The 20,452-nt window shown below is 63.4% G+C and carries 15 protein-coding genes; 6 read left to right on the top strand and 9 right to left on the bottom strand.

Annotated elements, in window-relative coordinates:
• Positions 1-52: 52 nt before the first annotated feature.
• The 7 genes from KIO76_RS07210 to KIO76_RS07240 all read right to left on the bottom strand — a co-directional run bounded on the left by KIO76_RS07210 (position 53) and on the right by KIO76_RS07240 (position 8,366).
• Positions 53-814, bottom strand: coding sequence for a TetR/AcrR family transcriptional regulator (locus KIO76_RS07210; protein ID WP_213322199.1), 762 nt, complete (start codon positions 812-814; stop codon positions 53-55).
• Positions 804-2,189: an enolase-like domain-containing protein gene (locus KIO76_RS07215; RefSeq protein ID WP_213322200.1), complete on the bottom strand. Its 1,386-nt coding sequence runs from the start codon at positions 2,187-2,189 to the stop codon at positions 804-806. The genes KIO76_RS07210 and KIO76_RS07215 overlap by 11 nt, the downstream gene beginning before the upstream one ends.
• Positions 2,190-2,196: 7 nt before the next feature.
• Complete coding sequence (locus KIO76_RS07220; RefSeq protein WP_213322202.1) at positions 2,197-3,015, bottom strand: ABC transporter ATP-binding protein; 819 nt, start codon at positions 3,013-3,015, stop codon at positions 2,197-2,199.
• 70 nt (positions 3,016-3,085) lie between these two features.
• Entirely contained in the window at positions 3,086-4,099 is a 1,014-nt protein-coding gene (locus KIO76_RS07225; RefSeq protein WP_213322204.1) for an ABC transporter substrate-binding protein, read from the bottom strand.
• A 67-nt stretch (positions 4,100-4,166) separates the two neighbouring features.
• Positions 4,167-4,973 (bottom strand): ABC transporter permease, encoded by an 807-nt coding sequence (locus tag KIO76_RS07230; RefSeq protein ID WP_213322206.1) that lies wholly within the window; start codon positions 4,971-4,973, stop codon positions 4,167-4,169.
• Positions 4,974-5,511: 538 nt separating this feature from the next.
• Entirely contained in the window at positions 5,512-6,999 is a 1,488-nt protein-coding gene (locus KIO76_RS07235) for a M81 family metallopeptidase (protein WP_213322208.1), read from the bottom strand.
• Between the two features lie 32 nt (positions 7,000-7,031).
• Complete coding sequence (locus tag KIO76_RS07240) at positions 7,032-8,366, bottom strand: aspartate aminotransferase family protein (RefSeq protein WP_291976099.1); 1,335 nt, start codon at positions 8,364-8,366, stop codon at positions 7,032-7,034.
• A 134-nt stretch (positions 8,367-8,500) separates the two neighbouring features.
• On the opposite strand from KIO76_RS07240, the gene KIO76_RS07245 reads away from it, so the two are divergent.
• The 4 genes from KIO76_RS07245 (at position 8,501) to KIO76_RS07260 (ending at position 13,129) form a co-directional block, all read left to right on the top strand.
• Complete coding sequence (locus KIO76_RS07245) at positions 8,501-9,310, top strand: IclR family transcriptional regulator (RefSeq protein ID WP_213322210.1); 810 nt, start codon at positions 8,501-8,503, stop codon at positions 9,308-9,310.
• Positions 9,311-9,466: 156 nt separating this feature from the next.
• Complete coding sequence (locus KIO76_RS07250) at positions 9,467-11,080, top strand: ABC transporter substrate-binding protein (RefSeq protein WP_213322212.1); 1,614 nt, start codon at positions 9,467-9,469, stop codon at positions 11,078-11,080.
• 235 nt (positions 11,081-11,315) lie between these two features.
• Complete coding sequence (locus KIO76_RS07255; protein ID WP_213322213.1) at positions 11,316-12,296, top strand: ABC transporter permease; 981 nt, start codon at positions 11,316-11,318, stop codon at positions 12,294-12,296.
• Positions 12,293-13,129 (top strand): ABC transporter permease, encoded by an 837-nt coding sequence (locus KIO76_RS07260; RefSeq protein ID WP_213322214.1) that lies wholly within the window; start codon positions 12,293-12,295, stop codon positions 13,127-13,129. The genes KIO76_RS07255 and KIO76_RS07260 overlap by 4 nt, the downstream gene beginning before the upstream one ends.
• Before the next feature lie 219 nt (positions 13,130-13,348).
• Here KIO76_RS07260 and KIO76_RS07265 read toward each other — a convergent pair whose 3' ends face one another.
• On the bottom strand, positions 13,349-15,838 hold the full coding sequence (locus KIO76_RS07265; protein ID WP_502761839.1) for a transglycosylase domain-containing protein: 2,490 nt from the start codon (positions 15,836-15,838) through the stop codon (positions 13,349-13,351).
• A gap of 347 nt (positions 15,839-16,185) precedes the next feature.
• On the opposite strand from KIO76_RS07265, the gene KIO76_RS07270 reads away from it, so the two are divergent.
• Positions 16,186-18,036: a potassium/proton antiporter gene (locus tag KIO76_RS07270; RefSeq protein ID WP_213322215.1), complete on the top strand. Its 1,851-nt coding sequence runs from the start codon at positions 16,186-16,188 to the stop codon at positions 18,034-18,036.
• On the opposite strand, the gene KIO76_RS07275 is transcribed toward KIO76_RS07270, so the two are convergent.
• Positions 18,019-18,816 carry a class II glutamine amidotransferase gene (locus tag KIO76_RS07275; protein WP_213322216.1) on the bottom strand — a complete coding sequence of 266 codons (798 nt, stop codon included), beginning with the start codon at positions 18,814-18,816 and terminating at the stop codon, positions 18,019-18,021. The two genes, KIO76_RS07270 and KIO76_RS07275, sit on opposite strands and share 18 nt — an antisense overlap.
• Before the next feature lie 199 nt (positions 18,817-19,015).
• On the opposite strand from KIO76_RS07275, the gene KIO76_RS07280 reads away from it, so the two are divergent.
• A complete protein-coding gene (locus tag KIO76_RS07280; protein ID WP_249729525.1) occupies positions 19,016-20,431 on the top strand; it encodes a sodium:proton antiporter in 1,416 nt (471 codons plus the stop codon).
• Positions 20,432-20,452 lie beyond the last annotated feature (21 nt).

Genomic DNA, 20,452 nt, shown 5'->3' on the forward strand with positions numbered 1-20,452 from the left:
TGGTGCGTGGCAAGCCGCAGGGCCCAGGGTTAGGAGCCCCTGGTATTGTCCGTCAAGCCCTGAGCGAGGCGAGGATCAAGTCGGCGACATGGGCGCGTCGCGCCCCGATCTCCATCTTGCCAGGGAAGTTGCGGTCGAGGATCACCGAAAGGGTGTGTATGTTGGAGAAGTAGAAATAGGAAAGCCCGGCAATCGAGATCCACAATTGGGCGGGGTCTACCCCCGTGCGAAAAAGGCCCGCTGCAACGCCCCGGTCCAGGATCTCGCTGATCATTCCGATCAGCGGTGAATGCATCTCCTTCACACGCGATGACGTCTTGAGATGCCGGGCCTGGTGCAGGTTTTCGCTGTTGAGCAGATTGATGAAGACGCGATCGCCGACAAAGGCGTCAAAGGTGAAAGTGACGAGGCGCCGCATGGCCTCTTCCGGCGCAAGACGGCCCAGATCGAGCTTGACCTCGGCCACGCGCGCGCGCTCGTAAGCCGCTTCGAGAACAGCGAGCCACAGGCCGCGCTTCGAACCGAAATAGTGATAGATCATTCGCCGGTTGGCCTGGGAGCGGCTCGCGATCGCGTCGATGGATGCGCCGGAGAAGCCGCTGGCCGCGAATTCGACCGTCGCGGCCGCGAGGATCTTGGCGCGAGTGGCCTCAGGATCACGCGTGCGCGGCGGTTGCCCAGTCTCAACCTTCGCAGTCTCAACCTTCGCAGTCTCGACCTTTGCAGGTTTGGCCTTCGCGGGCTTGGTCGATGTGGTTCTTGATTGCACCGCCTCGGCCGCGGTCTTTGTGTGCTCCGCCCATTCAAGCGACATTCGTATGGCCCTCCACCTGCGTGAGGCTCGCCCAGTCTGGCGTCGCCCCACTGGCGAAGCCCGGCGTAAAGAGCGGGGCAGTGGGGAGTTCCCCCGCGCCTACGGCCAGCACGAAAGCATCGCCCTGACGTTCGTAGAGGCCAGGCATCGCCGCGGCGAACCTGGCGGCCTCGGCGGTCGGCGCCGTGCCAAAGCCGCGGACGTAATGGTGGCCGTTGCGTTCCACATGGCTGATTCCGAGGCAGGCGACCAGCGCTGTATCCTGCTGTACGCCGAGCCCGGCCTGGCAGGTGAGGTCTTCGCCGGAGACGAACCAGTGCCCGGCCGCGCCGTCGCGACGGTTCCAGGCCGCCGCCCGCGCGGCGTTGATCAACGACTTGTAAAGGCCTTTGCAGGTCTTTGATGAAACACCGCGATAGCCGAGCGCCGCCGCTTTGGGGAAGGCGTCATAGCCGCCGTCGGCTTCGTCGATGATGAAAGGAATGTCGCCCGCGTCCTCGATTGGGGTTAAAAAGGTGGCGGCGCGGTCAAGGGGCTGCTCAATATAAAGAAGCCTGGACTTAAGCCGGCTGAGGAACGGCTCTTTCCGCAGGGCGGTGGTCAGTTCAGCCAGGCGGGATCTGTCATATTGCTCGTTTGCATCGAGGCTTGCCAGGAAGTCAGGCACGAGCGCCTCGAGAACCGGCGCCAACGCGCGGAGCCGCGCGCAATCCGCTGCCACATCGCCGCTCAGCTTGATCTTGAAATAACGAGGCCGCGCATCGCCAAGTTCGTCCGCCAGCGCATCAGGCGCATCCACAAAGCCGATCGTGTGGCGAAGACTGACACGAGGCTGAGGGGTGATACCCTGGAGGAATGTATCGATATCCTCCTGCGCCACGTCATTGGTGAGCCGGCTATCGAGTCCGATGGCATTGGTGCGGAGACCTGTGGCGAGATCGAGTCCGCCGAGCTTCAGGACACCATCGACAATGGCCTTGTCGATCAGCGCCGGGCCGTAAGCACCTGCGAGGGAGGGAAGGCCAAGCTCGCCGGTCGCCCTGATCTGCTGCTGATAAACCCTGGCATGATGACCGAAGGCGCTCTCCGGGGTGTTCGCAGCCCTGCGATAGAGACCTGCCGCGGTCGTAAGGCTCAATCGAAGGTCGGCGATGGTGTCTGCCGGGGTCTTGGCCGGGTCCTTGTCGAACCATTTCGGCATCATCATCTCGGCTGCGACACCGACAGCGCTGCTTCCGTCTCCACTGCTCAGACGCACCCGGACAAAGGCTTGCGGAGCTTCCGTCACCGTCACGGCGCCGAAGCGAAATGGCAGGCGGAACGCCATGGGGCGTTCGAAAAGCGCAATGTCGTCGATGGTAACGCGAAGGCTCATAATGCTCTCAGTCGAGATGCCCGCGCGCGTAGAAATGCCCGCGAATGGTCTGGGTCAGCGAACTGAACAGGGGATTGCCCATGTCTTCGAGGCGGCGCGGGCGCGGCAGCTCAACGTCGTAAATAGCGGCGATCGTCCCGGGCCGCTCCGACATGACGACGACGCGATCGGCAAGGAAGACGGCTTCCGGGATGGAATGCGTGATGAGCAGGATCGTCTTGCGCGTTTCCTGATGGATGCGCTGCAGCTCGAGGTTCATGCGCTCGCGCGTCAAGGCATCAAGCGCGCCGAAAGGTTCGTCCATCAGCACGATCTTCGGATCATGCACCAGCGCGCGGCAGATGGACGTGCGCTGCTGCATGCCACCCGACAATTGCCAGGGGTATTTGTTTTCAAAACCCTCCAGGCCGGCGGTCTTGAGGAGCTTGCGCGCCCGCTCAAGATGGGAGGCGCGGTCGAGCTTCCGCACCTCGACAGGCATCATCACATTGCGCAGCACAGAACGCCAAGCGAGCAGAACCGGGCTCTGGAACACGATGCCAACGTCATCTGGCGGCTCTGTGACGGCCTTGCCTTCTATAAGGATCTCGCCGGCAGTCGGCGGGATCAGGCCGGCGACAAGCTTGAGCAAAGTGGACTTGCCGCAGCCGGAGGGGCCCACGACGGCGACGAACTCGCCGTCGTGGATGTCGAGATCGATTGGCTTCAACGAGGGTACGTCGCCATCGCGAGTGCGGTAAGTCTTCTGCAGACCTCTGACCTCGATAAGCCGCCGTTTGGCCTTTGGCTCATCCATTCCGTTCACCACTCTCAACGACAGCGACATACGTCCTCCCCCGGCGAGCCTGTTGATCTCAATCCATGGTCTGTACTTCGTGAGACCTTGGGCGATTTACTCAGCCGCCAGCGGCCTTTGGCAAGTAATCGCGGCTATAGAAGCTCTTTACGTCGTTCTTGGCAGAAGCCTCGAGGCCACCATACTCAACAAGCAGATTGACGGAATCGATCATGTTCTGGTCGGTGACGTGGAAAGGTGGCAGGTTCTTGGTCTCCGCCGTGCGATAGAGCGGGATGGTGAGCTCGAACCCTTCCTTGAGCGTCCCCGGCTGGCCGGCCTTGGGCAGGGCCTTGAGGATAGCCTGGACGGCCCCGTCCGGATCCTTTTCCGCGGCGAGAATGGCCTTGGTGGTGGCGGCCATGAAGCGTCGCGTCAGGTCCTCGTTCTTCTTGAGGAAGTCGCGATTGGCAATAATGCCGGAGGACACCAGGTGAATGCCGTAATCTGCGAACATGATGGGAAAGACGTCCTTGCCGGTCGCATCCTTGATTTTCATGCTCTGGTCCATCGAATAGCCGAGAAGGGCATCCGCCTGGCCACTGATGACAGCGTTAAGCTTGGTCTGTGCGTCGCCGGAGAGGATTTTCATCTCGTTCTCCTTCAGACCGGCGCTCTTGAGAAAGAGCGGCCAGATCTGCGACATGGAATCGCCCGGCGTGGTTGCGATGGTCTTGCCTTTCAGGTCTTCCGGCTTGCGCATGTTCTTGTCAGAAAAGCCCATGACCGACATGGGGCTTGTCTGCAGCAGCACACCCGGCGACGTGACCGGCGCGCCCTTGGCCGCGGCGCGGATCATGGTGGCCACGTCGGCATAGCCGAAGGTTGCCGTATTGGCCGCTACCGCCTGGATGGTGACGGCGGAGCCGCGACCTTCCTGGATGTCGAGGTCGATGCCCTCGGCGGCATAGAAGCCCTTCTCCTTGCCATAGTAGAACGGCGCGTGCTCACCGTAGACATACCAATTGAGCATCAGCGTGACCTTGTCGGCCGCTGCTGCGGGAAGAACGAACGAGGGAGCCGCCAATGCAGCGGCGCCTGCGAGTATCGATTTAAGAACAGATCGTCTCAACATAACTCATTCCTCCGGTAATGGCGGTCCGCCTTCTCTGTGGCGGTTACGCAAGTGGACTTAATGGGCGTCAAGCAGTTGCGAAGAATTCCTGCCGCTGGCTGGCATGCCAGGGGATAGCGAAGCGCTCGATCAGATCGACGACCCAGAACAGGATGACGCCGATCGCTGCGAGCAGCACGAGCGCCGCGAACATCGTCGGCAGTTCGAAATTGCCGATCGAGCGCTGCAGCACGAAGCCAAGTCCCGAATTGGCGCCGACGAACTCGCCGACCACCGCGCCGACAACGGCAAGCGTCACGGAAACCTTGAGGCCGGCAAATATCGCCGGCATGGCGTGGGGAAGCTTCACCATCACGAAGGATTGCAACCACGAGGCTTTCATGGCGCGGGCGAGATCCCGCATGTCCGGATCGAGAGACTTGAAGCCCTGCACGCCGGAGACGATGACGGGAAACACCCCGAGCAGAAAGGCCGAAATGACCTTCGGCGTCATGCCAAAGCCGAACCACACCACGAAAAGCGGCGCGATGGCGACCTTCGGGATTGATTGAGAGAAAACCAGCAACGGATAGAGATAGGACTCGATCGTGCGCGATCCCGCGATGAGCATCGCAAGCGGTATGCCGATGGCCGCCGACAGCAGGAAGCCCCCGATTGTCGCGAGCGTGGTCGGCACGCTTTCGGCCAAAAGCATCGGCCCCTCAGCGCGGAAAGCCTTGATGACGTCAATCGGCGCCGGGATCAGGTAGGGCGGAATATTGAGCAGCCTGACCGTGACGTCCCAGAGCACGATCAAGAGAACGAGCAAGCCAAGCGGCCTGACCCAGGGCGAATCCACAATGCGAGCGAGCGTACGGACCGACGTGGTCGCCATCCAGTAACCTCCACCAGAGCGTTTCCCAGACTGCGCTTTCCGCGCATGTTGTAACTAACTGGTGATTTACTCAGGCGGACGCACGGGTGTCAAGCGAACGAGCGAGGACCTCGACCAAAGTCGTAGGTGACGCCCTCTGCCGCTAACGCTGGAGCCGCGTTCTCGGCGCGACGGCACATGGTGCGCGTCCGTCGCTCTTCCCTCTGGATCTCGTTCCCGTCGCTGCGCGACGCCGGCAATGACGCGCTGCGGATGAAAAAAGGGGAACCGCCGCCCGCTGAGCCCTCCCTCCAGCGGAGAGCGGCCTCGCGCCAGCGAGGTCGGGTGGGGCACCCCGGCCGGAAAAGGTAAGCGTGTTGCCCGTCCGGCCTGGTCAAGCACCAGAGCCACCACCGGGCGCCCGAGGCGCACCTCCCCACAGCGGGATCAGCGCGTCGCCAATGCAGCGTGCCATACCCGGCGGGCCGCGCTGCAGGCCGGGAAGGGGATCCATGGAAATGGGAACTCAGAGAACGAGGCCGACCGCTCGCCGATCCGCTTACATATCGTCGAGCGGATACAGCGGACGCGTCACATTCATGAGCTTGAGGCGGCGCAGGTTGCAGGCGCTGGCGCCCGGGGTGTCGCCGGCGAGGATGCGCGCGGCGAAGGGGGCATAGGATACGCGGAAATGCGAGGGCGACTTGGCGAAAGCCAGCGCCGGATAGCGCAGGTCGAGACCGAAGGCCGTATAGACGCCGGTGTCCCATTCAAAACCGCCGAGGCTGCGCAGCACGAGCCTGATCGCGCCGATGTGGACCACTGCGGTTGGCCCCTGGTGCGTCTCCAGCCCCGCCGCACCCGCATCGCGCATGACATAGGTCCCGTCAGAGAGGCTGCGCACGATGCCGGTGATCTCGACCGGCTCGCCCGCTGACAGGGAATGGCCGACCGAGAGCGTCACCTTGGCACCGGGGCCGGCGGCGAAGGCTTTCTGCACGGCGGGCGCATCGCGCAGCGTGATATAAGTCATGCGCTCGGCCTTGTCGGCGCCGAGGGCCAGCAGCCGTTTCAGGATGGTGGGATCGTCGGCGGGGGCCCCGCTGGTCGGCGCGTCGCCACCATCGCCTACGACGGTAAGCCCGGGCGAACCCAGCCCGATGCGAATGACTTCGTCGATCGGTATGAGATCCGGCTCGAAGTCGCCGCGCGCCGCCCAGGCGAGATCGGCGAGGTGGTTGGCCGCGCCGGCCGCCGCCCCGCTGTCGCCATCGGCGCAGACGAGGGCCGCGAAGCCGAGATCCGGGACGTCGAGCCAAGGCTGAACGGGGAACAGCGAGGCGTGCAGCACATTGGCGTCCCGCTCCTCCGCTCGGCGGGCTTCGGCGACGATGGCTGTCAGCGGGCCGTCGTCGGTCCGGCAGCGCACCGGGCTCAGCAGGAGAGGACGTTTTGCGAAGGCCATGACCGGGCGGCGGCGCCCCGCGAGCACCTCCATCATGAGGTCAGCGACCCGCACCCCCGTGTCGAACATGTCGATATGGGGATACTCCCGATAACCGATGAGGAAGACGTTCGGCTGCAGCATGCGTTCGGTGATATGGCCGTGCAGGTCGAGCGACACCCCGATGGGCAGGTCTGGATGCGCCGCGCGCACGCGCTCCAGGATTTCGCCTTCGGCATCGCCATTGTCCTCGACGGCCATGGAGCCGTGCAGCGCCAGGAGGATTCCGTCGAGAGGACCGGCGTCACGAAGGCGCTGCAACAATTCCCCGAGGATAGCCTCGAAGGTGTCGCGGGTCAGTGCCCCGCTCGATGCTGCATGGGTGGCGAGCAGGGGGACCGGCGTCGCACCCGCCGCCGCGAGCACGCTGAGAAAACCCGGCACCTCGACGCGGGCGGTGCCGTAGCCCGTGAGAACATCTGCGCCGCGTCTGAGATAGTGCGCCTCGAAATCGGCCACTGTCGTGGGGGTTGGCGAGAAGGTGTTGGTCTCCTGCATGAAGCAGCCGACCGCTATTCTTTTGCCCGCGCCATTCCCCGCCATCGGCCTCTCCCCTCTCATCGTTCAGTGTGCCGTTACAGGCTCATCTCGCTCTTGACCTCACGCGCGGCGCCGGCGACGGCAGCGAGTGTTTCGTCAATGACGGCATCGTCATGCTCGCTCGAGAGGAACCACGCCCCGCGTTCCAGCGCACGCACGCCCCGTTTCAGCAGTGCCGTGGTGAAAGCCACATAGGCCTGACGATTGACGCGGGTGAGATCGCGATAGTCGCGTGCGGGCTCGCTCAGCCCGAGGGCCACGTGGAACACCTGCGGATAACCAGCCACCGAGGCCGGTATGCCGGCTTCGGCGAGAGCATCGCGCATGCCGTTCATCAGACGGGTGCCGCGGGTTTCCAACGTGGCGAACAGCTCCGGTGTCAGCGCCTTGAGCGTCGCGACGGTAGCCGCCATCGAGAGGCACTGCGCATTATAGGTGCCGCCATGGACGACGCCGCCCGTCGCGAAGAGGTCGAGCAGGTCGGCACGGCCGGCCAGTGCGGCCACGGGGAAGCCGTTGGCGATGGCCTTGCCGAAGGTGGCGAGATCCGGGGTTACGCCGAAGCGCTTCTGGGCGCCGCCTGGCGAGAGGCGGAAACCTGTGATCACCTCGTCAAAGATCAGAATGGTGCCTGTCCGGGTGCAGGCTTCGCGCACGCCTTCGAGATAACCTGATGCGGGGTGAATGGCGCCGGCGTTGCACATGGCCGCTTCCATGATGACGCCGGCCACGTCGCCCTTGGCGAGCCGCGCTTCGAGCCGCTCCAGATTATTCCACGCCATCACCTCGATACCGCCGGCGGCCTCAGCCTCCTGGCCGACGCTGCCTGCGACCGGCACAGGCGCATCCTCGGGTCCCGCGGCGTTGAGGGCCGGCGCTGTCGACCACAGAATATTGTCGAACCAGCCGTGATAGTGGCCCTCGAACTTGAGAATGATGCGGCGGCCGGTTGCGGCCCGCGCCAGCCTGAGCGCGCCTTGCACGGCTTCTGATCCGGAGGAGCCGAAGCGCACGCGCTCGGCACAGGGCACCATTTCGCAGACCCGCCGCGCGGCCTCTGTTTCCACCGCGCTCTGCCCGGCGAAGAGGATGCCCCTGTCGGCTTGTGCCTTCACCGCATCGCGCACGCCGGCGGGGCTGTGGCCGAGGATCATCGGCCCCATGCCGAGGTAATAGTCGATCAGCCGGTTGCCATCGATATCGAACAGGTAAGGCCCCTCGCCGCGCTCGAAGACGAGCGGCGTCGGCGCGATGCCGAGGCGGAAGTTGCTGCTGACACCGCCGGGCAGCCATCGCATGTTGTCCTTGATCTGCCGGGCTGAACCATCGAACGAAAGGGGCGAACGGGAGATAGATGAGCTGGCGGACACGATCGGCGTTTCCCACGGTTGTGCATCGTAAGCCAAGCAGACCAAAGCTCCATTTTCTTGTAAAGGAACATTGGTTTCGTCCCGCGGAAAAATCTGGTATCGCAGATGTGCTCTGTCGGACAAGGACGAAGACGATGCCAACAACGCCCAACAATTACATCGTGCAGCCCGTCTTCAAGGCGCTGAGGGTGCTGGAGCTGGTCGCCGAGAAGGGGCACGACGTCTCGCTGACCGAGGTAGCCTCTGAACTCAAGATGCCCAAGACGACCGTCTTCCGTTACCTTCAAACGCTGACGGCCGCCTCCTTCCTGCGCCATGATGCGCAGAAGGATCGCTATGGCGTGGGCGGCCGTTTCCGCAGTCTCGCTCGGATCGACAAGAGCCTGCATGGCTTGAGGACGTTGGCTTTGCCGGAAATGCAGCGGCTGCTCGACATCTTCAACGAGACGATCAATCTCGCCATCGTCTCGGAGGGACACGTGGTTTATGTCGAGATGCTGGAGGCCAAGCGTGCTCTGCGGATGCAAGCTCGCTTGGGAGATCGCCATCCCATGCACTCGACCTCTCTCGGCAAGGCAATCCTCGCCTTTCTGCCCGAAGACGAGCGCAAGAGCTTTCTGGCGACGCCGCTGGATTTGAAGACGATCAATACCGTCACGGACCGCATGGCCCTGTCGAGGCAGCTCGCCGACATCAGGCGCCGTGGCTATGCGATCGAGACCGGCGAGAACGAGGATGGCTCCATGTGCATCGGGGTGCCGATCTTCGATGAGGATGCTTACCCCGTCGCGGCGCTCAGCCTCTCGGCGCCAGAGCGCCGCATGAGCACCGAGATCACGGTGGAGGCGGTGGCCATGCTGCGCAAGGCCGCGGCAGCGGTTTCCACGGCGCTCGGCTATGCTCCGGAAGCGAGGCCGGCACCGTCCTCAGCTGCGGCGGGTTGAAACCGAAGGTTTTCGGTTTGCGTTTCGCGTGAAGAAACACCGCGTTCTTGACACGAACCGGAGCCAGTCCCTAGCTTCGGGGCAATGCGTCCATCCGCGCATGCTCAAAAACCGCGGCGTCCTGGATGGTCCGAGCAGCAGAGGGAACCTTGGATCATGGAAACGTTACGACGTTCTTCGACGACGCGGCGCGGGTTTCTGCAGTCCGTGGGAGGTGCGGCGACCTTGGCGGCCGCGGGTGGATATCCTGAGTGGGTGTTCGCGCAGACACGCAGCGGCGTGTTGAATGCCATGCTCAATGTGGAGCCGGCGACCCTCAACTACGCTCTGCTCAATACCAGCGTCATCCAGTCCGTATGTGGATCAATCAACGAGTCGCTTCTTCTGTTCGACTGGCAACTGAAGCCACAGCCTAACCTTGCGCGTAGCTTCGATATTTCGCCCGATGGTCTCGTCTATACTTTCGAGCTGGAGCCGGATGTCAAATGGCATGACGGCAAACCCTTCACATCACGAGACGTGGTGTTCACCTGCGCGAAGATGCTGCGTGAACTCAATCCACGCAGCCGGGCGGCGATGGATCGTTGTGAATCCATTACGGCAGAGGGTGACCACAAAGTCGTATTCAAGCTGAAGGAACCCTTTAACGCCTTTATTCTGGCCTTCATGGCGTCGACTGGGCCGATGATGCCGGCTCATATCTATGAAGGCACGGATTATCGCAACAACCCCGCGAATACAGCGCCGATCGGCACTGGGCCCTTCAAGTTCGCCCAATGGTCTAAGGGCAATTTCATCAAGCTCGTGCGCAATGATAACTACTGGCGCAAAGGCCAGCCCGGACTCGACGAAGTGAACTTCCGCATCATCGCCTCGGCTGAGCAGCGTGCCGTTGCGTTAGAGACAGGCGCGGTCGACATGGCCTTCGGCGATGATCTCGACCCGATCGACGTGCCGCGCTTCCGCGAGAATCCCGGCCTCGTGATGGTGCAGAATGCCTATGACGCGGTCGGCGAGATCACGCTGATGGAGATCAATCAGCGGACGGCGCCATTCAACGACCGTCGCTTCCGGGCAGCGATCATGCATGCCATGGATCGCAACTTCCTGGTGGATCAGCTGAATTTCGGCCTCGGCCGCGTTGCGGACAGCCCGATCTTCTCCACCGTTCCTTACTACGATCCCAAAGTTCTGACCCAATACGAATATTCCCCTGACAAGGCCAAGGCGTTGCTCGACGACATGGGGCTGAAGCCCGGCGCGGGCGGTGTCCGCCACAAGTTCTCGGTTCTGATGCTTCCGAACCAGGATGGTCCGTGGCGTCGGGCCGGCGAATATTCGAAACAGGCCCTCGCGGATGTCGGCCTCGACGTGGAGCTGCAGTCGACGGACGTCGCCACATTTTACAAGCGAAACGGCGATTGGGACTACGACGTGATGTGGAACAGCTACGGGCAGTTCGGCGATCCCGCCATCGGCATGTCGCGCTTCTTCCTCTCGAACAATATCCGCAAGGGCGTTCCGCAGACGAATACCCAAGGCTATTCGAATCCGAAGGTCGATGAGCTTCTCCAGAAAGGTGCCACGGCCGTCAAGCGTGAGGACGCGCAGGCCGCCTATAGCGAACTGCAGAAGATCCTGACCGAGGACGTCGCGATGTTGTGGATGTATGAACGCCGCAAGCCGCTCTTCCACGCCAAGAAATTCAAGGATGTGGTGGTGGGGCCGAACGGCCCTTGCGACGGCTTCGGCGCCGCCAAGCCCGCATAGTCTCGCCGGTCATTTTCTCGAGCAGGTCCGCTTGGTGCGGACTTGCTTCATTCATGAACAGACGAGCAAGCGATCGGCTTGGATGTCACCAGATGTTCGGTCAAGCTGGCTCCCATCCAGGCCGGATTGGCTCCCGACGGGATAGTCTCGTGACGATTCCCGCTGCCATCGTCTCTGCAGGCAGCCTGTCGGCCGCGCCTGCTTTTCCCATTTGTGTTTCGCATAAGGAGAAAGAATGTCCACGAAAGCGGCCTTTCTCGCGCGTCGTGTTGTTCAAGCCGCGATGGTTGTCGTTGGCGTGGTGTTTCTCTCGTTCTTCCTCGTTCGGCTCGCCCCTGGCGACGCGGCGATGGCGATCGCCGGTGAGACCGGTTACAGCGACCCGCAATATGTCGCTGATCTCCGAAAGGAGTTTGGCCTCGACAAGCCGGTCCTCACCCAGTTCGGCATCTACCTCGCCAAGGTCAGTGTCGGCGATCTCGGCTTTTCCTATCAGAAGCGGCAACCCGTCTACGATCTCATCATGGAGCGTCTGCCTGCGACGCTCCTTCTGGCGGGTGTCGTCATCGTCGTCTCGCTCGTCATCGGCATCTTCGTCGGCGCGGTATCCGCAAAATATGCCGGGCGACTTGTCGACGGCATCCTGCGGGTCTTTCTCATGGCCTTCTATGCCATGCCCTCCTATTGGCTCGGCCTCGTCCTCGTTCTGATGTTCTCGGTCCATCTCGGCTGGCTGCCGGCCTTCGGCATCGAGACCATGGGCGGGGACCCGGCGCCGATGGCGCGGGCGCTGGATATCAGCCGGCATCTCGTGCTGCCGGCCCTGACGCTTGGCCTCTTCTTCGCCGCCATCTATGCACGGCTGACGCGCGCTGCGATGCTCGAGGTCGTCAATCTCGACTTTGTCCGCACAGCGCGCGCCAAGGGGATTTCCGAGACGCGCCTGTTCATGCGCCACGTGCTGCGCAACGCGCTTATTCCCGTCGTGACCTATGCGGGCTTGCAAACGAGCGCGCTGGTTGGCGGGACGGTTCTGGTGGAAACGGTGTTTTCATGGCCCGGGATCGGGCGGCTCGCCTATGACGCGCTCATCGCTCGGGACAACAATCTGCTCATCGGCATCTTCATCTTCACGTCGGTTCTCGTGGTGTTGTTCAATCTCCTGACCGATCTTCTTTATGTGGTGCTCGACCCGCGCATGGAGCTCGGCAAATGAGCGCTCTTCGCCGCTTTCTGCGCAATGGCACGGCTGTCATCGGCCTCTTCGCTTTTCTTGCCATCGTGGCCTTCGCCCTGCTGGCTCCGGTGATCTATCCCGGCAACCCGCTGTCCATAGCAGGAGCACCACTCAGGCCGCCCGGCTCGCCGAACCTCATAGCGGGCAGCGACATGCTGGGTCGCAATGTTGCGGCGGGTCTTGCCTATGGCGCGCGCGTCTCGCTGATCATTGGGCTTCTCTCGGCCTTGCTGGCCATCGTCATCGGCGCGGTGCTGGGTGCGCTCGCCGGTTACTTCGGGCGCTGGATCGATGATGCGATCATGCGCTTCACGGAGTTCTTCCAGATCATCCCGAGCTTCATCCTGCTCATGGTGCTGATCGCTTTGATGCGTCCTAGCGTCACGGCCACGATCTGCGGCATCGCGCTCATCAGCTGGCCGCAGGTGGCGCGCATTGTCCGGGCGGAGTTTCTCGTGCTGCGAAGGGCCGAATTCGTTGAGGCGGCGCGGGTGCAGGGCTTTTCGACGACCCATATCATCACCCGTGAAATTGCCCCAAACGCCCTGTCGCCAGTCATTGTTATCGGCTCGATCCTCGTTGCCAATGCCATCCTGACGGAATCGGCCTTGAGCTTCCTCGGCCTCGGCGATCCCAACCTCATCAGCTGGGGCTACATGATCGCAGCATCGCGCTCGGCCATGCGGCTTGCCTGGTGGACCACCGTGATGCCGGGCCTCTGCATTGCGCTGACGGTTCTTGCGCTAAACCTCGTCGGCGACGGTCTCAACGATGCGTTCAATCGTCGCCTGGGCGAGGGCGGGCGGGCTTAACGGCGGCGCGCAGATGCCCCCATCCCCCTTTCCCCATTAAGGGAAGGGCGGCGCCGCAGGCGCCGGGTGGGGACATCTTGAGGTGATAGTCTGGCGTTTGGGGTGAGCTCCACCCGACCTCGCTAGCGCGAGGCCGCCCTCCCTTCGAGGGAGGGATCGGGGTGGGGCGCAGCCCGCGGCTCCCATATTGAACCGTCAGGTTCAAGCGTCCGGCAAGTCTCACCCGCCGAACAGCTGCTCCAGCAGACCGCGCTGGCGTGGAGCCTGGCGCGGCTGCGGCTGGGCCGCCAGGCGGTCGCCGCCCACTGAGCCGGGCGGCACCAGCGTCACTTCATCCTCGGCCGTCACGCCCTGGTTCGCGGCGATCTCCCCGCCCATGGACTGGTAATTCGGCGTGGCAGGCTGATAGCGGATGCCCGGCAGCGGCACGGGCTTCTCACCCTGAATGGCCACCTTCATGTAGCGACTCCAGACTTCGACAGGCAGGTTGCCGCCGGAGGCGCGTCTGGTCGGCGAGTTGTCGTCGTTGCCGATCCACACACCGGTAACGCCCTTGCCCGTGAAGCCGATGAACCAGGCGTCGCGGTAATCCTGTGACGTGCCTGTCTTGCCGGCGACTTCCCAGCCCGGGAGCTGGGCGCCCTTGGCGGTGCCAATGGTGACGGCCTCCCGCAGCATGCCGTTCATCATGCCGAGCTGCGCGGGCTCGATGACCCGGCCGAGATCGACGGCGGTCCGCTTGTACAGCACCTTGCCGTCTGCGGATTTCACGGTCTTCACCGCGTACGGGATGACTCCGATGCCGCCGTTGGCGAAGGCATCGAAGGCCGCGACGAGCTCGATCGGCGTGACTTCCGAGGTGCCAAGCGCGATCGATGGATTGGCCTGGAGCGATGAGGTGATGCCCAGGCGCTGGGCGGTGCGGACGACGGCCCGCGGTCCCATTTCCACCGCGAGCTTCACAGCAACCGTGTTGATGGAATAGGCGAGCGCCGTGGCGAGCGTGATCGGTCCATTGTAGCGCCGGTTTGCGTTCGCCGGTTGCCAGCCGCGTATATTGATAGGGGAGTCCTCCCGCACGGTGTCCGGCGTGAGGCCGTTTTCTAGCGCGGCGAGATAGACGAAAGCCTTGAACGAGGAGCCCGGCTGCCGCTTCGCCGTGGTCGCGCGGTTGAACTGGCTGTCGGAATAATTCCGTCCGCCGATCAGCGCACGGATGGCGCCATCCGTGGCGAGCGACACGAGAGCGCCCTGACTCGCCTTGTATTTGGCACCCTTCTGGTCAAGCTCCTCGACCAGCGCGCGCTCGGCAGCCGCCTGCAGGCGATTATCGATCGTCGTCTCCACGACGATATCCATGTCGACCTTGCCGACATAGTCGTCGAGCACGTCCATCACATAGTCGGCGGCATAATTGGCCGAGCCAGCGCCCTTCGCCTTCACGGCCGTGGCGGGGGCGAGCACGGCCGCCTTGGCCGCCTTATCCGTGATGAAGCCCGCGTCGACCATGGCACCCAGCACGACTTCCGCCCGGGCGCGGGCAGCCTGCGGGTTGCGGCTCGGTGCAAGGCGCGATGGCGCCTGAACGAGGCCCGCCAGCATGGCGGCTTCGGCGAGGGAGACCTCGCTCGCGTGCTTGCCGAAATAGCGCAGGGCGGCCGCCTCGACGCCGTAGGCTCCGGCACCGAAATAGACGCGGTTGAGATAGAGCTCGAGAATTTGGTCCTTGGTGTAGGTCTGCTCCAGCCAAAGCGCGAGGATCGCCTCTTGGATCTTGCGCGAAAGGGTGCGTTCCTGCGTCAGGAACATGTTCTTGGCGAGCTGCTGCGTGAGGGTGGAACCGCCCTGCGCCACACCGCGGCTGGTGACATTGCGAAAGGCCGCGCGGGCAATGCCGACCGGATCGACGCCGAAATGGCTGTAGAAGCGCCTGTCCTCGATGGCAAGGAAGGCCATCGGCAGGTACGGCGGCAAGTCGTGGATGGCGATCGTCTGGCCGCCGGTGTCGCCGCGGTTGGCGAGCAGCGAGCCGTCCGCCGCCATGATCGCAACATTGGGAGGGCGCTTCGGAACGGTGAGTTCCGACATGGGTGGCAACTGCGCGAAGTGATAGGCCACGACGCCGGCAAGTCCAACGACGCACCATACCGCAAGTACGATGAAGAGGCCGAAGACGCGTCCGAGGAATGAACGCTTGCGCCGCTTCCTCCCTTTTCCAGCACCGCTGCCGCCACGGCCGCCCCGGCCGTTGCCGCCACCAGATCCACCCTTCTTACGCGGGGACGCTGCCATCATACTATCCTCGGTGCGGCTGTCGTTGCCGGGGTCGGCACCTCTGTCGTCGCTCGTCATGGTGACGTCGAAATCAGACTCCCCCGCGAAAGGAGATGCGGCTGCGAAGCCAGTATCAGACGTGAAAGAAGGCTCCCTGCGCTCGCCTGGCCTCGCCGCAGGCTCGCCCTTTCGACCCCGCGCACCCGACGCGCGGCCGCTGAAGCCATGTTCGCCGAATGATCCCCCCGCACGGTCGCGGGGCGAGAGCACGATGTCGGCGTCGCCGGCGAAAACACGCTCTTCGCGCGCTTGGCTAGGCTGGGCGCTCCCGCGCGGCCCCTGTCGGCGCCGCATCTCCGGCGCCCGTGAGCGTTGATCGTGGTAAAAGGCCGCCTCGTCATCCGGGTCATGCCCGCGGCGGTCGAAGTCCCGCATGTCCTGTCCTCGAGCATTGATACCGGCGCTTCCGGGCCGCGGCACGGTCGCTGCCATTGTCCCCGCCGTTGACCAGGCGCATGGCTCCTATCGGCTCGTCCGCCGGCGCATGCAAGGAGTCCCCGCGCATAGCGCATGAATTCCACCTCGCATTTCCGACAATCCACGAAAGGCATCGTAAATGTGGCAGATTAAGGGGCTGTTACCCTGAATGACGGGTGATGATGAAGTTTCTTGGCGCGGTGTGACCTTGCTGCTTGCACGAGGCCTTTCGGTGCCGCAGCATGTCACTCCCGAGTCGACATATGGCTGCATCCTAGTCCGTCCGGCCCGGAGTGCAGGGCCGAATGAACACGATCGTTTTCGTCAACTCGCTGCTCTTCGGCGGCGCCGGGCTTGTGGCCATCGGCATTCTGTCCAGCCTGATGGCCTCCCGTTTCGGCGCGCCCTTGCTCCTGGTGTTCATTCTGATCGGCATGGTGGCGGGCGAAGCAGGGCCGGGCGGCATCCTTTTCGACGACTACCGGGCCATGTATCTCATTGGCTCCCTGGCGCTGGCCATCATCCTCTTCGATGGTGGGCTCCGCACCCGGCTGGCCAGCGTCCGTGGCGGTGCTGCCCCGGCGGTGCTGCTTGCCACGGTTGGTGTCGTCATCACCGCCGGGCTCACCGGCCTCGTGGCCATGCCACTCCTCAACCTGGATTATCTGCAAGGATTTCTGACAGGCTCGATCGTTGCATCCACCGATGCCGCGGCCGTGTTCTTTCTCATGCGGGCGCGAGGTCTGCAGCTCAAGCGCCGGGTGAACGCCACCATCGAGGTCGAATCGGCGACCAACGATCCGGTCGCCGTCTTCCTGGTGGTACTGCTCGTTACCCTCATAGGCGCGCAGGGACATGCCGGGCTTGATTCGGAGATCGCCAACATCCCGCTGCATCTGATGCGCCAATGCTTGATCGGTGGTGGCCTTGGCATAGGCGGGGGGCTCGCCATCGCCTGGCTCATCAATCGGGTCACTCTGCCGGCTGGCCTCCATCCGCTGTTCGTCATCTCGCTCGCCGTGATGATCTACGGACTCGCTGGCATTCTCGATGGTTCGGGCTTCATCGCCGTCTATCTCGCCGGCCTCGTCGTCGGCAACCGTCCCGTGAGGGCCTTCGCCTCGATCCTGAGCTTCCATGATGCGGCGACGTGGCTCTGCCAAATCATCATGTTTCTCGTCCTCGGCCTGCTCGTCTCCCCCGAGAGGCTGATGGCGCATGCGTTGCCGGCCCTTGCCGTCGCAGCTTTTCTCATGCTGGTTGGTCGTCCCGTGGCGGTCTGGCTCTGCCTGACACCCTTCCGCTTCAGCCGCCAGGAAAAGACCTTCGTCTCATGGGTCGGTCTGCGTGGCGCCGTATCAATCTTCCTCGCTGCCATCCCCCAGCTGACGCAGGTGCCTGACGCCGAGCTCTATTTCAACGTGGCCTTCTTCGTGGTGCTGGTCTCGTTGCTGGTGCAGGGCTGGAGCGTGGCCTTCGTGGCGCGGCACACGGGGGTTGCCCTGGCCGATCCGGCTCCGGAGATCAGCCGCGTCGAGATTGATCTGCCGGGCAAGGTCGACTTGGAGATGGTTGGCTATCCGCTTCTCGCCGACAGTCCCGTTATCCAGCGTGGCACTCTGCCGTCCTGGGCGCGAGCGGTCTTGATCGTGCGCAACGATTCTGTGCTCACGCCGGAGGAGGCAGGCGTGCTCAGCGTCGGTGATTACGGCTATTTCCTGGTCCCACCAGATCGTATCCGCCGGCTGGACCGCCTGTTCGCCGCATTCGAGGGCCACCAGAGCCGTGCTTTGACGGCCGTGTTCACCTTCTCGCCGGACATCAAGTTCGCCGATCTCGCCAGCGCCTATGGCGTCGAGCCGGACGAGAGCTTGCAAGGTCTGACATTGGGCGCGATGTTCGCCGACACCTTCGAGGAAGGCGTGCGCGAAGGCGATCGGCTCGATATCGGCAATATCACCCTGATCGCCCGCAGCGTGCGGGATGGCGTCGTGACGGCGATCGCCCTCATCGTCGGCGACACTGCGGAGGACGCGCCCCTGGCCCAATCGCGTATTGTGGCGCCGGCTCTCGCGCGCATCCGTGCTGCCGCGCAACACACGGCCAACCGTATAGCAGAGGTTCTACACCGTCGGAGTTCAGGCCGCGTTAAGTGAAGGCGCACGTACCGAGAAGGGTGTGACCGTCGCCTCCCTGCCATGCTGCACGACGGCAATTGAGTGGGGAGGCAGGGCCTGCCAGCCGTCGCGGCGCATTTCCAGGGGTTCGGAGGCGAAAATGACCGCCCGTGGCCGGGTGAGCATATAAAGACTGGGGGGATAGTCATCGCATGCCGTGCGAACCGCCCACGTGGTCTCCCCGTTCGAAAGCGTGGCGGTAAAACGCAGCGGCGCTGTGATGCCAGCCGCGAGCATGGTGTTCTTCACGAGAGCGAGCATATCGGCGAGTGCGTCATCCGGCGCCATGCCAGCCTCGACACGCGCCAGCGTCAGCAGGAACAGAACCTCGGAATCGGTCGTTCCCTGGCGCATGTCATAGAGGCTGTCGGGAAGGACGGCCTCGAGCTGGCGCTTGATGCGGACATAGTCACCAATCTGGCCATTATGCATGAACAGCCATGGGCCATAGGAAAACGGGTGGCAGTTGGCCCGGCTCGTCGCTGTGCCGGTCGCTGCTCGCACATGCGCGAAGAAGAGAGGCGAGCGCACCTGCGCGCAGAGCGAGCGCAGGTTCTCGTCGGACCAGGCCGGTCGGAGATCGCGGAAGATACCGGGGATGGGCCGCTCGCCATACCAGCCCAGCCCGAAGCCATCGCCGTTGGTTTCCGTCTTGCATTCCAGGGCATGCAACGACTGGTGGATGAGGGAATGGTCGGAGGCGCAGATCAGATCCTCCAGCAGCACCGGTTCACCGTGGTAAGCAAGAAAGCGGCACATTCCAACGGACCCTCTCGCGCCTCGCGCGGCCGAACGAAAACGACGACAGGCGCGGGCCGCCACGTGCGGCACTGTCCTGCGGGCTCCCGTGATCGCGAATCACGCTGTCATTGCCAGCGTCTCACGAAAGCCTTAACCAGAGTAGCCGCCAAGCTTGCGGCAAGCCGGCATCCAACAGCAACCAGCACAAGGGGGCGCCTTGAAAAAGGGCAGTATCATCGCAGCGAGCGCCACCGCCTTCCTGGCCAGCGCGTTCCCAGCCGCGGCGGCTGAACTCGATGGCTCTTCTCTGGCGCTGCTTTGGGCCACGCCCTTTGTCGGGATCCTCTTGTCGATCGCGCTCGGACCGCTGTTTTTTGCCCATGTTTGGGAGCATCATTATGGCAAGATCGCCCTGATCTGGGGTATTTTAACGGCTCTCCCGCTCGCGCTCCTCGAGGGTGCGGATGTTGCCTTCGAGGCGCTCATGCATACGGCGCTTCTGGAATATGTGCCGTTCATCGCGCTTCTCTTCGCGCTCTTCACCTGCGCCGGCGGCATCCTGGTGCGCGGCAACCTGCGCGGCAGTCCCGCGACGAACACCGCCATCCTTGCCATCGGGGCGGGTCTCGCCAGCATCATCGGCACGACGGGCGCCGCCATGGTGCTCATCCGTCCGCTGCTGCGCGCCAACGACGATCGCCGGCACAATGCCCATGTGGTCGTGTTCTTCATCTTCCTCGTGGCGAATATCGGCGGTTCGCTGACGCCGCTTGGTGACCCGCCGCTGTTTCTGGGTTTTCTACGCGGCGTGGATTTTTTCTGGACCACGCAGCACCTCCTCCCTCAGACGCTGCTCGTCGTGGGGATCCTCCTGGGGGGCTTCTTCCTCCTGGATTGGCGCCTCTACAAACGGGAGGAAATCGGCCCCCGTCTGCGCGATCCGACCCCCGAGAGCCGTCTTGGGGTCGAAGGGTTGGCGAATTTCGTCCTGATCGGTGTGATCATCGCCGCCGTTCTCGTCAGCGCGACCTGGAAGCCGGGCATAGCCTTCGATCTCCCCGGTGCGCGGGTCGAGTTGCAGAACGTGCTGCGTGATATCGTGTTCGTGCTGGTGGCGCTGGCCTCGCTGGCCCTGACCCGGCAAGGTATCCGGCAAGCCAATGGATTCAGCTGGGGCCCGATCCTTGAGGTCGCCAAGCTCTTCGCCGCGATTTTCACCTGCATGATCCCGGTTATGGCCATGCTCAGGGCGGGCTCCTCCGGCGCATTTGCGCCGCTGGTCAACCTCGTGACCGGCCCTGCGGGAGAACCTGTGCCGGTCGCCTATTTCTGGCTGACCGGCATTCTGTCCTCCTTCCTCGATAACGCGCCTACCTATCTCGTCTTCTTCGAGCTGGCGGGCGGGGATGCCCAGCACCTCATGCGCGAGGGGGCGCTGATCTTGACAGCGATCTCGGCCGGCGCCGTTTTCATGGGGGCCAACAGCTATATCGGCAACGCGCCGAATTTCATGGTCTATGCCATCGCTCGCCACCGCGGCGTCAAGATGCCGAGCTTCTTTGGCTATATGCTGTGGTCGGGCGGCATTCTCATTCCGGTATTTCTGCTGGTGACGTTGTTGTTCTACCTGTGAGGCGTTCCGATATGCTTCGAC

Origin of the sequence: Chelatococcus sp. YT9 (assembly GCF_018398315.1) — a bacterium.
In the GTDB taxonomy this organism is placed as follows: Bacteria; Pseudomonadota; Alphaproteobacteria; order Rhizobiales; family Beijerinckiaceae; genus Chelatococcus.

Bases quoted from the DNA above. Each gene is read 5' to 3' on its own strand.
- KIO76_RS07210 (WP_213322199.1), bottom strand. From the start codon at position 814: ATGTCGCTTGAATGGGCGGAGCACACAAAGACCGCGGCCGAGGCGGTG.
- KIO76_RS07215 (WP_213322200.1), bottom strand. From the start codon at position 2,189: ATGAGCCTTCGCGTTACCATCGACGACATTGCGCTTTTCGAACGCCCC.
- KIO76_RS07220 (WP_213322202.1), bottom strand. From the start codon at position 3,015: ATGTCGCTGTCGTTGAGAGTGGTGAACGGAATGGATGAGCCAAAGGCC.
- KIO76_RS07225 (WP_213322204.1), bottom strand. From the start codon at position 4,099: ATGTTGAGACGATCTGTTCTTAAATCGATACTCGCAGGCGCCGCTGCA.
- KIO76_RS07230 (WP_213322206.1), bottom strand. From the start codon at position 4,973: ATGGCGACCACGTCGGTCCGTACGCTCGCTCGCATTGTGGATTCGCCC.
- KIO76_RS07235 (WP_213322208.1), bottom strand. From the start codon at position 6,999: ATGGCGGGGAATGGCGCGGGCAAAAGAATAGCGGTCGGCTGCTTCATG.
- KIO76_RS07245 (WP_213322210.1), top strand. From the start codon at position 8,501: ATGCCAACAACGCCCAACAATTACATCGTGCAGCCCGTCTTCAAGGCG.
- KIO76_RS07250 (WP_213322212.1), top strand. From the start codon at position 9,467: ATGGAAACGTTACGACGTTCTTCGACGACGCGGCGCGGGTTTCTGCAG.
- KIO76_RS07255 (WP_213322213.1), top strand. From the start codon at position 11,316: ATGTCCACGAAAGCGGCCTTTCTCGCGCGTCGTGTTGTTCAAGCCGCG.
- KIO76_RS07260 (WP_213322214.1), top strand. From the start codon at position 12,293: ATGAGCGCTCTTCGCCGCTTTCTGCGCAATGGCACGGCTGTCATCGGC.
- KIO76_RS07265 (WP_502761839.1), bottom strand. From the start codon at position 15,838: ATGCGGGACTTCGACCGCCGCGGGCATGACCCGGATGACGAGGCGGCC.
- KIO76_RS07270 (WP_213322215.1), top strand. From the start codon at position 16,186: ATGAACACGATCGTTTTCGTCAACTCGCTGCTCTTCGGCGGCGCCGGG.
- KIO76_RS07275 (WP_213322216.1), bottom strand. From the start codon at position 18,816: ATGTGCCGCTTTCTTGCTTACCACGGTGAACCGGTGCTGCTGGAGGAT.